The sequence below is a fragment of the Dyadobacter sp. CY261 genome (genome assembly GCF_021440085.1).
Lineage (GTDB): Bacteria > Bacteroidota > Bacteroidia > Cytophagales > Spirosomataceae > Dyadobacter.
On record NZ_JAKCPW010000019.1, the window covers coordinates 18,322 to 32,925 of the forward strand.

The window sequence follows — 14,604 nt, forward strand, 5'->3', positions numbered from 1 at the left end:
AATTTATAAAATATTGAGAACAATTTAAATTTTAAACAGATTATCAACAAAGTTGTAAGCAGGTCTTTGAAAAACCCTGATATTGCAGCTTCTTAATTCAAGACGTTTAATATATGTCACAGAACTTATTCGATTTTGGAATGATCGGGCTGGGCGTAATGGGGCGAAACCTGTTACTGAACATGGCCGATCATGGTTTCTCTGTTATTGGTTTTGATAAAGACGAAACCAAAAATTCTGCTTTGGAATCCAGCGCCACTCCCGGTACAACGGTGAAGGGCGTAGCGGAACTCGCCCAGATGATTCAATTGTTGCAGCGTCCCCGCAAGGTGATGATGCTGGTGCCTGCGGGTCAGCCGGTCGATGACGTCATCGGATCCCTTTTACCTCTTCTTGAAAAAGGCGACGTTATCATCGACGGGGGAAACTCCCATTATACAGATACGCTCCGCCGCGTAAAATACCTTCGTGAAAAGGAAATTCATTTCATGGGAATCGGAGTTTCGGGTGGAGAAAAAGGTGCGCGTACCGGTCCGAGCATTATGCCCGGAGGCGATAAAGAGGCTTATGCGAACGTTCAGCCTATGCTGGAAGCGATCGCGGCGAAAGTGAACGGCGATCCTTGCGTAGCCTATTTAGGCAAAGAAGGTGCCGGTCATTATGTGAAAATGGTGCATAACGGTATCGAGTATGCGATTATGCAGCTTATCAGCGAATCGTACGCGATCCTGAAAAAGGCTGGTTTGAGCAATCAGCAATTGTATGAGGTGTTCAAAAGCTGGAACGAAGGCGACCTGCAATCGTTCCTGGTGGAAATTACCGCCGATATTTTCCTGCAAAAAGACGACAAATCAGACGCCGATCTTGTGGACGTGATTTCTGACAAGGCAGGTTCGAAAGGGACCGGTAAGTGGACTTCGCAGGATTCCATGGAATTGCCTGTGGCCGTTCCGGTGATCGATACGGCGGTGGCAATGCGTACGCTTTCGGGTTATAAGGATGAAAGAACGGTTGCTGCTGAACTGTATGCGGAAAGTGCGGTTGCTTCTACGGATACCGAGGCATTGATCGAGCAAGTGCACGATGCATTGTACTTTGCCACCATTCTGGCTTATGCGCAAGGACTTGCAATGTTGTTCCAGGCGTCGAAGGACCTTCAGATGGAGATCCCGCTGCCCGAAGTGGTGAGCGTGTGGAGAGGCGGTTGCATTATCCGTTCGTCGTTGCTCGAAGTGTTCACCACGGCATACAAACAAAGCCCGGATTTGTCCAATATTCTGTTGAACCAAGAGGTAGCTGGTTTGGTTAAGTCAGTGGAAGGTAACACGCGGTCGCTGATCGCATTTGCTGCCCAGTCAGGCATTCCGGCCGCCGCGTTGATGTCGTCGCTGGCTTATTTCGACGCGTACAAAACTGCACGCATGCCGACCAACCTGATCCAGGCGCAACGCGACTATTTCGGCGCGCACACCTACCAACGTACCGATATCCCAGGTACTTTCCATACAGAATGGGGTCAACAATAAATCAGAAATTTTATGCAAAGCAATAAACGTCCCCCTGCTTCCGTAGTCTTCATTTTCGGAGGAAGCGGTGACCTCAACTACCGGAAACTCACACCCGCTCTATATAACCTGTTTCTGGATAACTGGATGCCCGATCAGTTCGCAATCGCGGGTATCGGCCGGAGCGCCTATTCCGATGAAAAATACCATGAGCATTTGCTCGACGGCGTTACCAAATTCTCGCGCCGCAAGGGCAAGCAGAATGGTCACTGGACAGAATTTACGCAGCATGTTTCCTATCTGCAAATGGATGGGGACGACGCGGAAGCTTACCACAAGATCACCGATCTCGTAAAGGAAAAAGAAGAAGAATGGGGCGTTCATCCCAATGTCATTTTCTACCTCGCGGTAGCGCCTCAGCTGGTTCCTTCAATCGCTCAGAAACTGGGTGCATTGAAGATCTGCGGAGAGAAAAGTACGACCCGTATTGTAGTTGAAAAGCCATTTGGTCACGACCTGGAAAGTGCCCACGAACTGAACCTGCTGCTTTCAAGCATGTTCGCCGAGGAGCAAATCTTCCGTATTGACCACTATCTTGGAAAAGAAACAGTTCAGAACATTCTCGCGCTGCGTTTTGCCAATGCATTGTTCGAGCCGCTCTGGAACCGTAATTATATCGATCACATTCAGATCACGGCTGCGGAAGCAGTAGGTCTGGAAGGCCGGGGAGGCTATTTCGAGCACGCAGGTGCATTGCGAGACATGGTGCAGAACCATATCCTGCAAATCCTATGTATGATCGCCATGGAGCCGCCGGTGTCGTTCGACGCGAATGAGATTCGTAACAAAAAGGTGGATGTGCTGAATGCGATTCGTCGTATTACCAAAGAACAGGTACACGACTTCGCCGTTCGCGGACAGTATTCGGGTGGCTGGAAAAAAGGGGAGAAAGTAGTCGGCTACCGCCAGGAAGAAGGTGTGAACCCGCAATCAAATATCGATACCTTCGCGGCTGTAAAGTTCTATATCGACAACTGGCGCTGGCAGGGTGTTCCTTTCTATGTGAGAACGGGTAAATACCTGAATCAGAAAGCTACCCACATTACATTGCATTTCAAACAGGCGCCGCATTACGCATTCCCGCCTGAGTCTGCTGAAACATGGCGCTCCAACCGTTTGACTATCAGTATCCAGCCTAATATGGACATCAGCATCCGGTTTCAGGCCAAACGCCCGGGCCAGACCATGATGCTTGATCCTGTGGATATGACATTCGATTACGACGCAGTGGCTGGCGACCACGCACCAGAGGCGTACGAAACGCTGCTGCTCGACGTCATGGAAGGCGATGCTACATTGTTCATGCGTAACGACCAGGTCGATGCGGCCTGGAGAGTGATCATGCCGATCCTCGAATCGTGGGAAAACCGTCCGCCGCAGGACTTCCCGAACTATGCGCCAGACTCATGGGGACCTGATTCGTCGGATGCGCTCATCGCCCGCGACGGTCATACGTGGCTTAACCTGCCTCCAACCCCGTAAGCTATGGAGTTGCATATCGAGAAGGATACCAAAGCATTAAGTGCCAGCCTTGCTGAATGGACTAACAATTACATTCAGCAAGTGCTCGCCAAACAGGACCGTTTCACGTTCGTACTCTCGGGTGGAAGCACGCCAAAGGCATTGTATGCATTGCTGGCAGAATCACCTTACAAAGAGTCCATTCCTTGGGAAAAGCTTCATTTTTTCTGGGGAGACGAAAGAGCGGTACCATTTGAGGATTCGAGGAATAATGCCAAAATGTGCTATGATGAACTGTTGGATAAAGTGCCTGTGAAGGCCGAAAATATTCACGTCATGCGCACGGACATTACGCCCGAGGAATCTGCTGCTGAGTACGAAAAGATTGTAAAAAGCTATTTCGACGGTTCGGAAACGACGTTCGATTTTGTATTGCTTGGGATGGGGGATGATGGTCACACATTGTCACTATTTCCCGGAACGGAGGTGATCCACGAGCAAAATGCGCTGGCTACTTCATTCTTCCTGCAAGTTCAGGACATGTACCGCATTACCCTTACAGCCCCAGTCGTGAATAATGCCGCATGTGTAGCCTTCCTGGCCGCAGGCGCGGGTAAGGCGGAAGTATTGAAACAGGTTTTAAAAGGGCAGAAGAACGTTGACCTTTATCCGTCACAGATTATCCAGCCTTCGAAAGGGCAATTGCATTGGTTTGTGGACGAGGCTGCGGCTGCGCTGCTTTAAAGCTTAATATATTCAAATCTCGGGAAGCGCGTCGTTCTAACGGTGCGCTTCTTGCTGTTTATAGGGTTTTTGAAGCGTTCAACAACGTGCAACACCATTGGATAAAAACAGACGGGGCTTCGTTACCTGCGTATTAATTTTACGAAAAACAAACCTTGGTCACATGATACACATTCTGAAAATCGCGGCGGTTGTCATTGTAGTAACCTACGCGCTCCGGCTCATCAACGCCCAGTCCGATTTGCTCGTTTTTAGCGGCCTGGCGATTATCGGGCTGGCTTTTTATTTTCTTTATAATGTCCTTGAGCAAATAGTAAACCAATTGAAATCTAAACAGTAATCGAACATGAAGAGAAACATTATTATCGGAATTCTGACAACAATTGTATTAATTATAGCATTCGTCGTACAACCGTTTTCATTCGAGAATATCGATGCGGGAAATGTGGGTATCCGTATCAATCTTTATGGTAGCGACAAAGGTGTCGACAATATTACGCTGGTGACAGGTCGCGTTTGGTACAATGCCTGGACGACCAAGATCGTGGAATTTCCAACTTATACCCAGAGCGTAGATTATGAATCATTTGTCATCACCACCAGGGACGCTGCCGAATTCAAGGTTGATCCCAAATTGAACTACCATATTAACCCCGAAAAAGTGCCGCAAATCTACCGCCAATACAGACGACCGTTAGCGGAAATTCAGCAGGGTTTTATGAAAAATACTATTTATGACGCCTATCGGATCGTGGCCAACTCATTCACATCGGACAGCGTCATGTCGAACCGCGAAGTTTTCGAAGACCGGGTACAAAATGTGTTGACCAGAACCCTCGGCAAAGACGGTTTTGTTTACGATCAGCTGACGTCGGCCATTACCCCACCACCGTCGCTGCGCCAAATGATCGATGAAAAAAACGCCTCGATCCAGGCGCGGTTGAAGGCTGAAAACCAGGCAAAGCAAGCCGAAGCAGAGGCCAAGGTAATCATTGCACGTGCAGAAGGTCAGGCGAAAGCGACGTTGATCAAAGCAAGGGCAGAAGCGGAAGCCAACCAATTGAGACAAAAAACATTGACCCCATTACTCATTCAGCAGGAATGGGTAGCGAAATGGAATGGCGTGCTGCCGACGACAAATGCAGGCGGCAGCACGAGTTTAATGCTGGGTGTCAAATGATAAATCGTAACCCCGGGGCCTACCTCGGGGTTATTTTATTCTCCGTCATCATCTTTTTAAGCATACTTCCTGGCATGCTGATGTAGGCCGAGCTGTCGATTCTCGCGTTAAAAAGCTTAAACATGTCTTTGTCAGCGCTCAATGCACTGCTATCGTGAACCGTTATGTCGGCAGTACCAATTTGGTTATCCTGATCGAGTTTGAGATAGCCGTTTGCTGCCACACTGGCCGTCAGTTTATCGATTGTACTACCCGCTAAGAAGAGACCGTCGCCTTTTTGCTGAACTATCAGATCCTCGAATTTGTAGTTTCTCACTTTGCACCTGACGTTGTCCGAAATGATACCTTTAAGTGTAGGTGTTATCACGTAAAAGGAAGGAAGTGAGCCAAATGTGCCACCTCTTGGCCGATAACCCTGATTTGCTTCTGCTGTATACGTCAATATCAAGGTGTCACCCGAGAAGTCCCACCGCAGGTACTTAGGCAGCGTAATCATTCGGATCTCAGCAACGCGCCCTTGCCGAATCTCGGTTAATCCGACGTCCCTGCCTTGTAACTTCACATATTGAAAGGGTTTGACCTGATGTTTCGAGAATCCATAGAACGGATCATTCTTGTCTATTTTGTCAAATTGACTTTTCAACACCAGATTGGAACAAAGCGTGACCAGGAAAGACAGGGAGATAGTCACGATAAGCAGGATATTACTAGTTTTCATGGTTTCGGTGTTACTTGGTTAACGGGTACATTTCTTCAATAAATTTCTGATAGCGGTTTTGTAGCTCGTCCAGCCCGATGTCAAGCAAATACATGGTCTTGAAAAAATCGGGTAATTCGGTTGCCAGAAAGCGTTCCTTCCGGTAGGCCAATATTTTTTCATTCGCCTTGTCGTCGGCCGAATAGCCTATCCCCCGCTTGTTGAATATGATCTCTTTGTTTTGAAGGAAATCATAGGTTCTCATAACCGTGTTAGGATTAACCTCCATCATGGAAGCAAGGTCCCTGACTGAGGGGATTCGTTCTCCAGGTGGCCATTTACTTAATAATATCTGCTCGCAGATGTAGTCGGCGATTTGCAGGTAGATGGCTTGTTTATCTTTAAATTCCATAAGTAGCGCTGTTAAATTTCCCTTTCCTTCATTTGAAAGTAGGCGCATGTCCAGAGCATCAGCGCGGTGAACACAGCAAATACTTGCAACGCAGTAAACATCGCAGGAGGAAATGTCATGTGATAAAATCCGGCAACGTATTCGGGAGTGGACACGTTATCTTTGGAGTAATACCATAATTTCCAGCCTGTAAGTGGGAAGGCTACGATCTTGGACGGGTTGGATGCAAGGCTTGTGGCAAACGTGAGGTTTACCAATGTCGTGATAAACGCAAATCCGATAAATGCAGCCGCTGTTTTGATATAGGATGATTTCCTGAAATAAATCGAACCCAGGAAAACTGCGCTTTGGATGCCGAAATAGGAATAGGTAGAATAGAGCATAAAATCTTCTGGAATGTACCTGTATTTGTCACCATTCGGAGGAAGGCTTTTATTGGCGAGATCGATGATGAAATAGTGGAACTGCCAGAAAAAGACCAGGAATGAAACCACAAAAAGAAGGTTGATCAACAGGGAACTGAGGAATTTCTCGATAGCGGAAGCGGGAAGCATTAATGCAGCGATACCCGTGTCGGAAGCGGAATATTGTGAGAATGCGGTGCTGGTGTAGAGGCTTCCGCCAAGGAGCAGGATCATGATCAGCGCAAAATAATGCAGGACCTCTCGAAAGTTGCTATATTCATCGGACAATGCAACGGGCATCATCAGGATTAGCAGACAGAAGACCAATACGCATGCCATCAGCAAGTAATTTTTGCCTTTTTCGGCCCAATCGAACCTTAGCATGAGTGTGAAGCGATGTATGTTGAATGTCTGGTTCATAATGAAAAAATAGAAAGTTTTAATGGGCAAATATCTGGCTTATCCGCTCGGGGTTTTCGATCACCGCGTTGAACAAATGTTCGAGATCGACGCGGCTTTCTTCCTGTAATGAATTCTCGAAAACCGCCTTGTAACCACGCAACGATGGTTCCGAATAGAGCACGTGGTCGTCGTATTCAATACTGGGCAGAATACCGAAGTAAAGACGTTCAGAAACAGCTTCCAGACTGTGCTGGATCATGATTTTGCTGTCTTCCAGAATAATAATGGCATCGATGAGGTTATCGAGGTCGCGTACCTGGTGGGTGGAAATCAGGATTAGCCTGTCTTTGTCCAATGCGGAGGAAACCAGTTTCCGAAACTGACTTTTGGAAGGAATATCAAGGCCATTGGTGGGCTCATCCATAATGAGCACGCGGGTATTAGCGGCTAATGCAAAAGCGATCAGTACTTTTTTCTTTTGGCCATAGGACATTCCTGTCAGCTTGTTGCCATGGGGTATATCGAGTTCAGCTATGTAACCTCTGAATTGCTTTTCGTCAAATTTTGGATAAAATGGCGCCAGCATTTCCAGGTATTTTTCCACAGTTACCGAGGGCAGGTAAATCTCTTCCGGAATAAAGAAGACGTCCTGTAAAAAGGCAGGCTGACGCTTTCGGGGCTCGTAACCTGCCACTTCAATCTGACCTTCACAAGGAAACAATAGCCCGACCATATTCCGCAGCAGGCTGGATTTGCCCGCACCGTTTTTGCCAAGCAGCCCGTAAATATGGCCGGGTTCCAATTGCAGACTAAGGTTTTCAAAAAGTTTGTTGCGTTTACTATATCCAAAAGAGACTTGATTTAGGCGGATCATAGTTTCATTGTTTTAGTGTTCTAGTTAAATAGTACACCACAAATGTAACTGATGTTTTAATATGCGCAATAGGGACTCAAAAATTTATTTTGAATGAATGCAGCAATTGAACGACTGCTTACTGGCCGGAAATCAGTCGTTTATAATCCTCCTGCGTATCAATGTCGACGTTTCCTTTGGGGAATGGATGCGTAAAAAGATCGTCGGAATGGCGTTTAAACAACTTTTTAGCCCCTTCGGCCCCCGTGAGTTGGTGCAATGCCGGGAAATAGGCAGAAGAAAATAAGGCCGGCGTACCGATAGTTTCATCGTAAGCTGAGGCTACGATACCCGCTGAGTTTTTTTTATGAGTTTCAATTAATGCATCAAATAGGCCTGCTGAGGCAAAAGGCTGATCGCTTACGGCCAGAATGACACCTTTAACGATTTGATGGTGAGACTGCAAAGCGCTGATCCCGGCTTTGATGGACGAAGACATTCCTTCTTCCCAGTTTGCATTGAAAATCAGCATGCAGGGAAGCGCTGCAAGCTCCTGCTCTATCAGGCCCGCGTTGGCTCCGGTGACGACCCATACATTGCCTCCCGCGATTTCCAACGCAGCTTCGGTAATGTGCCGGATGAGGCTTTTGCCTTGAAATTGAAGCAGTTGCTTGGGTTCTCCCAGACGCGAAGAGTTGCCCGCAGCCAGAATAATAATACCATATTCATCGCGTGCCATCGGCTGCCCAGGGTGTGGTGGTTTGAACTGCGCAGAGAAAGTCCTCTTTTTCATCGCGTGCGTAAGCCACCCGTTGATCCGACCGGTTGTGGATCGGTTCGAGTTTTTCACGCAACGACAACCCAGCACATTTGCCCAGCACCGCTTTGATTTCCGCCAGCACCGACAATGCGATTTCCTCCGAGGTTTCGGCGCCAATATCCAGTCCCACGGGGCCGTATACTTTGGCTTTTTGTTCGTCGGTAATCACCATTCCATCGTTTTCAAGCTCCGAATACATCCTGTCGAGCTTTTTTTTCGGGCCTAGTGCGCCTATATATCGGCATGCTTCTAAGGGGAGAAGCTGTTTCAGTAATGCAAGATCGTAATTGTAATTGTGGGTCATGAGCAGGAAAAACGTCCGTTCGTCGATGGTCACGTGCTTTGGAACATCCTCCGCCCGCGTTACCAATACGTTGCCGGCCTTCGGGAAGCGCCGCTGCGTGGCATGGCCCGTCCGGCCGTCGACCACCGTAATGTCCCAACCGAGTACACTGGCCATTTCGGTGAGGGGAATGGTATCATTACCGGCCCCTGCTATAATCAATGAGGGAGGTGTATTAAAATACTCCACAAAGCCGGTGAGCGATTTATTATCGTGGTCAATGGCTTTGAAGAACGAATCTCCGAGTTGGTAGGCAGCCCGGGTTTCAGCGAGAAGCTGGTTGTACATCTCCGGTTCGGTACAATTGCAGGTGATCTGGTTGTCGGTTTCCAAATGCACGAAACAGGTGCCGGGCTGTGCGCTTGTGCGTGATTGCAAGGCAAAAAGTGTGACTAAAACCGCATTCTGGCGTTTGGCAGCCACCTTTTTCAGTAACTCTACCGGGTTTTCGACATCATCGATCTTTATAGGCTCAAAGAGAATATGCACAATGCCATTGCACCCCAGCTGTACGCCGAGCGTGGTGTCATTCTCGTCGGTAGTGTCGTAGGTGACCAGTTTATTTTTTTGCTGGGAAATTGCCAGCAATGCTTTTCGCAATGCATCGCCTTCCAGACAGCCACCGCTGATGGCACCGGTGAGCTGGCCATCGTCGGTCACGAGCATGCGGGCCCCCGGCCGCCTGTACGATGAGCCCTCCACATGCACGACCGTCGCGAGCGCCATGCGTTTGCCCGAGATTAGGGCCTGTTCATACGATCGGATGATGTCCGTGATTTCTTTCATGGCGATGTTGTTTTACAATCCTGGAAATAACAGAAACCGCGTGATTAACATTCTCCTCCGTGGAAAACCTTCCGAAGCTGAACCGAAATGAGTTGTGAATGCGCTCATCGGAAAAACCCATCGCTTTCAGTACATAGCTCGGCTCCAGTGTGGCCGAAGTGCAGGCCGAGCTTCGCGAAAATGCCAGGTCGCTGCCTGCCTCAAATATAAACTTCTCACCATCGACCTGCCCGAAGGAGATATTCGTACAATGTGGCAGCCTGCGGGCATCTTCAGCATTCACTTCTATATCTTGCAATGCAAGCAGCTCCACTTCAAATGCATTTCGGAGGGCTGCAAGCCTTTTGCTTTCACGGCCCATTTCGGTATCTGCGATCTCACAGGCCCAGCCGAGTCCCACGATGCCCGGTACGTTCAACGTTCCGCTGCGCATATTCCGCTCATGTCCGCCACCGTCAATTTGCGCTGTCAATGCAATGGTAGGGTTCTTTTTACGCACGTATAATGCTCCGATGCCCTTGGGGCCATATATTTTATGTCCGCTCAGTGCGAGCAGGTCGATTCCGTCGTTCTGAACATTTACCGGAATCTTACCCACAGCCTGGGTCGCGTCCGACATAAATGGAATTAGGTGATTTTTAGCGATGGAGGCAATTTCTCTGACAGGCTGTATAACCCCCGTTTCATTGTTGGCATACATCACGGAAATGAGAATGGTGTTTGCAGTAATGGCGTTTTCAAGATCGGTAAGGTTGATCACCCCATTGGCATCGACAGGCAGATAGGTAACAGTTCCTCCCAGGCGTTCAACGTGATTACTGCTGTCCAGTACGGCCTTGTGCTCCGTGCACACGGTAATCATGTGCTTTGTCTCTCTTTCCGAATTTTCAAAAATCCCTTTGATCGCCAGGTTCACAGCTTCTGTGGCACCGGAAGTGAATACAATCTCTTGCGGGTGCGCGCCAATAAGATTGGCAACCTGTTCCCGGGCAGCATCCACCGATTCCTCCGCCTCCCATCCATAAGAATGCGTACGGCTTGCCGCATTGCCGAATCTTTCCGAGAAATAGGGGAGCATCTCCTGCAAGATTCTGGGATCCACAGGGGTAGTTGCATTATTATCCAGGTAAACGGGAAGTTTCAAAGAAGGTTGGTTTTTATTCCAAAAAGCAAAATGCAATGGGTTAGTTCAAATTAAACAAAAAACCATCTCATTTTAAACATGAGATGGTTTCCGAAACTTAAACGAACAGGTTAACTATAATTATGAAGATCGGTATTCAGTTTGCTGCGATTAACTAGTGGGCTACCATAGATAATGTTACGCTTTGAGGTATTTTGAAAGCCGGGAATACAGGCCCCATTCTTTCATATAAATCAGATACAGTGTGTATTGTAATTTGATGGGAAGCCGGTCCTCCCAGGTTTTGGCGCGTTGTTGAACAGGATGTTTCCCATTACCCGTGCCTTGTGATTTCACGAGCTGGTACGCTCTCAGCATGGCATTTGCTGCAACGTGTGCCAGCGCGAGGCTTTTGAAACCTGCGGCAACTTCGAGAAAAATGAGTCCGGCCTGTGCCATGGATGCATATGCGACGCGGCGCTTCAACGATGTTTGTAAGCGGGCAAAACCTGCCGCCATTGCCGCCGCGACAGCTCCCAGCAATGCAATGAGCAGGCGTACGGATGGCTGATGTTCCCAAAACGGCATGCTTCGGAGCAGCAAGAATACGCCCATTTGCACCATAAGCGTGGCCAGCAAAATGCCACTGGTTGTAAAAGAGTTTTCTATTGCCTGCGGCAGCCACGAGGAAAAAGGCAATTGCGACGATTGGGCCGAAGCCGTCATTACCAATAGTAGCGAAACGAGGGTCGGGTTTTCTCGCCAAAGGTGGTGACTTGCCCACATGGCAAGGAGCAAGCCCACATCACCCAGACGATATATAAAAAAAGCTTTTAGCTTGTTACCTGGTGTCAGGTTGCGGTCAACGACAATCAGCAGAAACGATGCAAAACCCATAATTTCCCAACCCGCAAGCAGGATTTTTAGCTCGGTAGAGAAAATGGTAATGCTATAACCAGCACAAAATAGCAGCAACGTGTAATAAAAACGGCTTGACTGGCCTTTCTCACGCAAATTCCGGCGGCCGTACCATACCGTAAGGAGCGTCACAATAACTCCCACCAGGAGATAGGCGATCGTAATCCCGTCAAAATGGAAATCGGTTAAAGACATATTGTGCATTTAAAAGAAGCTATCGACAACAGGCTGAATCTGAAATGCGGCTTTACGGATGACCTGCCGCCAATAGCTTATATTTTCAATCGGTCGCATTTTCCAGTTGGCGATCCGCCTTATAGGCGATCATTTTCCCATTTTTGAAAACCTGAATTCCGTGGGATTGGGGTTCTATCACCACAAGATGCGCCCATTCATTCAAAAACCAGGGGTATGCTTCCGTGCACCTCCGAATGACTTTCAATGCGGTTTCCGGAAATTGCTCGATGACACATAAGAGTCGCATTGGAATGCGGCTTACCGTGGAATTATCGTGTAAACTTGCCTCTGCAAAGAAGTTTCCAATATTAGCAGCCCCACAGGACGGCACAACCTTTTCGAGGATGTTTCCCAGCATGTCGCCGTCCCGATCCACCGCGAAGTCGTATGCATGCCGGGAGGCATTGAGGGGAAGAGCGAGGTTTCGTGCGAAGAACTTCGTTCCAAGGATACACAAGTTTTCGCCTTTGTCATCTGCATATGCTTCACTGGGCTCTATTCTGATCTGATCAGGTTTTCCGTATGTCAGATCATCTCGGGTTGGGCGGTAAAATTTACTCAATACCTGATCGTAATAGCTCCACTCGACAGCCTCTTGCCAAATCGTCAGTACCTCGCTTCTTTCGTCGGCAGGTAAGGGTGCAAACAAAGGTTCCTGTCGTTCAGTAAGCCCCGTCGCCAATGGCTGCCAATGAGATTTGAGCCTGTGGTCCAGTGCATCGATTTCCAGGAGCAATTCAAAAACGATCAGGTCATGCAGGGATATCGTTCGGCCATCAGGCAGGTGGTGAACGTTATTTTCGAGACTTGATACCAATCCGGACCATTCCCGGTGTGCAAACTGCTGGTCGAAAAGATATTGCTCAAAAAGCGATTGATCCCCAACAAGTATAGCTAACAGATCGGAAATGGTGGCACCGGCATACAAAAGCAGGTTACGCGCCCTGGCTGTTCTGAATATGCTGATGTAGCTTTTTGATTCCACTTCGCGCATGGAATCCAAAAAGCCACGCCCTCGTACAGGAAACTGCCAGTCAGCCACACCGCTATCGAGGTAGTTGTCAAGAATTCGGAACAATTTTTGATGCACAACCTCGTCCAGGTCGGTTTTAAAACGATTTTTCCCATTGTGCCTGAGTTGACCGATCCGTGGCGCTATCTCTGCCGGAAATTTCTTCATGAGCACTTTGTCCTGCCATTCGAAAATATTGGCCGCCCCCTTTTTCTCGATCAATACCTTTTCCAGGATCTCGGGTTTCACCCGTTTGGCATTATAAAGCGAGCGATACCCTTCCATGGACACTGTAGTTTGGTATCCCAGGATTTCAGATGCGCAGCGAAGCGCATCATGAAAGTGGTGACCTTGAAATGCGTGCAATGGATTTGAGTAGTCAAACGCGCCCGGCTGAGACAATCCCCGCAGGAAGTGCTTCAACTCATGCAATACCAACTGTTCATCAAAAGAGCTGTTGCGGGCTGTCATGTGCTGCGGCGGATAGCGTTTTAATAAGTATTTGTCTGCGGGTCGGAAAGGGTTGATGGCCGTTTCCCGTTTCCGTTTTCAAAGGAGCTCAGCAGCAATTAAAACGCAATTAAACAGGCCTTAAAAAGCGGTTAAAATTGGTTAAATGGAACATTATCAGCCTGTAAGAAGACTTTTTGCAGATGAGTAGACGGCAGGATTTAATAATGGAGAACTTGGGCGTTTTATGAAACTATTTATTTAATTTTGTGTTATACTCTACAATGTTAGTAGATTAATGTATCATTCTTTAAACCTCACCATTATGTCACTTCGATTAGGAGATATCGCACCGGATTTTGAAGCAAATACCACACAGGGAACCCTTAAATTCCATGAATGGCTGGGAGATAGCTGGGGACTGTTATTCTCTCACCCGGCTGACTTTACTCCCGTTTGTACAACCGAATTGGGTAAAACGGCCCTTTTGAAAGGTGAATTCGAGAAACGGAATGTAAAAGTACTGGCAGTGAGTGTCGATGATCTGGATTCGCATAACCGCTGGATCCCAGATATCAACGAGGTAAATAATACCGAAGTAAATTTCCCCATTATTGCAGACGAAGGTCGCAAAGTGGCGCAGTTATATGATATGATCCACCCGAATGCGAGTGAGAAGGCGACTGTTCGCTCGGTGTTTGTGATCGGTCCGGATAAGAAGATCAAACTGACGCTGACTTACCCTGCGTCGACAGGCCGTAACTTCAACGAGATTCTGCGCGTGGTAGATTCGTTGCAACTGACTGCCAACTATTCGGTAGCAACGCCAGCAGATTGGAAAGATGGAGACGACGTAATCGTTGTTCCGGCGGTAAGCACCGAGGACGCGGAAAAGAAATTTACCAAAGGCCTGAATATTGTGAAGCCATACCTGCGCTACACGCCGCAGCCAAATAAGTAGGGCGCTTTGGCGGTACGCGTGATGACCATGGACGATAGACCATTGACCATGATTGACCGCCGACGGCAGACCACTGACGGCCGAGTGCATGAAAAAGAGCGGATGTCTCGTTTGAGGCATCCGCTCTTTTTTTAAAAGCTTTATCTATGCTATTATCCGTCAATCCATGGTCCATCGTAGATTGTCTATGGTCATCACGCACGCCGCCCATCATACCGCAATCAGCGGTTATAATC

The 14,604-nt window shown here is 48.1% G+C and carries 15 protein-coding genes; 6 read left to right on the top strand and 9 right to left on the bottom strand.

The genetic code is table 11. From position 1 onward, the window contains the following. The first annotated feature begins 113 nt into the window (after positions 1 to 113). From gndA to LZD49_RS31430, 5 genes are all read left to right on the top strand, one after another. Positions 114 to 1,526, top strand: coding sequence for an NADP-dependent phosphogluconate dehydrogenase (gene gndA / locus LZD49_RS31410; protein WP_234672111.1), 1,413 nt, complete (start codon positions 114 to 116; stop codon positions 1,524 to 1,526). A 12-nt stretch (positions 1,527 to 1,538) separates the two neighbouring features. After that, positions 1,539 to 3,047 (top strand): glucose-6-phosphate dehydrogenase, encoded by a 1,509-nt coding sequence (gene zwf, locus LZD49_RS31415; RefSeq protein ID WP_234672113.1) that lies wholly within the window; start codon positions 1,539 to 1,541, stop codon positions 3,045 to 3,047. Between the two features lie 3 nt (positions 3,048 to 3,050). Next, the gene (gene pgl / locus LZD49_RS31420; protein WP_234672115.1) at positions 3,051 to 3,770 is read left to right on the top strand and encodes a 6-phosphogluconolactonase; all 720 of its coding nucleotides are present in this window, start codon (positions 3,051 to 3,053) and stop codon (positions 3,768 to 3,770) included. 163 nt (positions 3,771 to 3,933) lie between these two features. Next, entirely contained in the window at positions 3,934 to 4,110 is a 177-nt protein-coding gene (locus LZD49_RS31425; protein ID WP_234672117.1) for a hypothetical protein, read from the top strand. 6 nt (positions 4,111 to 4,116) lie between these two features. Continuing rightward, positions 4,117 to 4,950 carry an SPFH domain-containing protein gene (locus LZD49_RS31430; protein ID WP_234672119.1) on the top strand — a complete coding sequence of 278 codons (834 nt, stop codon included), beginning with the start codon at positions 4,117 to 4,119 and terminating at the stop codon, positions 4,948 to 4,950. Between the two features lie 19 nt (positions 4,951 to 4,969). On the opposite strand, the gene LZD49_RS31435 is transcribed toward LZD49_RS31430, so the two are convergent. From LZD49_RS31435 to LZD49_RS31475, 9 genes are all read right to left on the bottom strand, one after another. Beyond that, positions 4,970 to 5,668 (bottom strand): hypothetical protein, encoded by a 699-nt coding sequence (locus tag LZD49_RS31435; protein WP_234672120.1) that lies wholly within the window; start codon positions 5,666 to 5,668, stop codon positions 4,970 to 4,972. 10 nt (positions 5,669 to 5,678) lie between these two features. Next, entirely contained in the window at positions 5,679 to 6,059 is a 381-nt protein-coding gene (locus LZD49_RS31440; protein WP_234672121.1) for a GntR family transcriptional regulator, read from the bottom strand. Positions 6,060 to 6,070: 11 nt separating this feature from the next. Next, positions 6,071 to 6,883, bottom strand: coding sequence for a hypothetical protein (locus tag LZD49_RS31445; protein WP_234672122.1), 813 nt, complete (start codon positions 6,881 to 6,883; stop codon positions 6,071 to 6,073). A 19-nt stretch (positions 6,884 to 6,902) separates the two neighbouring features. Then, a complete protein-coding gene (locus LZD49_RS31450) occupies positions 6,903 to 7,739 on the bottom strand; it encodes an ATP-binding cassette domain-containing protein (RefSeq protein ID WP_234672123.1) in 837 nt (278 codons plus the stop codon). A gap of 118 nt (positions 7,740 to 7,857) precedes the next feature. Further along, positions 7,858 to 8,457 carry an NTP transferase domain-containing protein gene (locus LZD49_RS31455; protein WP_234672124.1) on the bottom strand — a complete coding sequence of 200 codons (600 nt, stop codon included), beginning with the start codon at positions 8,455 to 8,457 and terminating at the stop codon, positions 7,858 to 7,860. Further along, positions 8,444 to 9,667, bottom strand: a complete 1,224-nt coding sequence (locus LZD49_RS31460) for an XdhC family protein (RefSeq protein ID WP_234672125.1) — start codon at positions 9,665 to 9,667, stop codon at positions 8,444 to 8,446. The genes LZD49_RS31455 and LZD49_RS31460 overlap by 14 nt, the downstream gene beginning before the upstream one ends. Continuing rightward, positions 9,633 to 10,811 (bottom strand): cysteine desulfurase family protein, encoded by a 1,179-nt coding sequence (locus tag LZD49_RS31465; RefSeq protein WP_234672127.1) that lies wholly within the window; start codon positions 10,809 to 10,811, stop codon positions 9,633 to 9,635. Before LZD49_RS31465 ends, LZD49_RS31460 begins: the two co-directional genes overlap by 35 nt. Positions 10,812 to 10,988: 177 nt before the next feature. Further along, complete coding sequence (locus LZD49_RS31470) at positions 10,989 to 11,903, bottom strand: proton-conducting transporter membrane subunit (protein ID WP_234672129.1); 915 nt, start codon at positions 11,901 to 11,903, stop codon at positions 10,989 to 10,991. A gap of 85 nt (positions 11,904 to 11,988) precedes the next feature. Next, on the bottom strand, positions 11,989 to 13,428 hold the full coding sequence (locus LZD49_RS31475; RefSeq protein ID WP_234672132.1) for a putative inorganic carbon transporter subunit DabA: 1,440 nt from the start codon (positions 13,426 to 13,428) through the stop codon (positions 11,989 to 11,991). A gap of 304 nt (positions 13,429 to 13,732) precedes the next feature. Between LZD49_RS31475 and LZD49_RS31480 the strand changes: the two genes are divergently transcribed. Continuing rightward, positions 13,733 to 14,368, top strand: coding sequence for a peroxiredoxin (locus LZD49_RS31480; RefSeq protein WP_234672134.1), 636 nt, complete (start codon positions 13,733 to 13,735; stop codon positions 14,366 to 14,368). Positions 14,369 to 14,604: the final 236 nt, after the last annotated feature.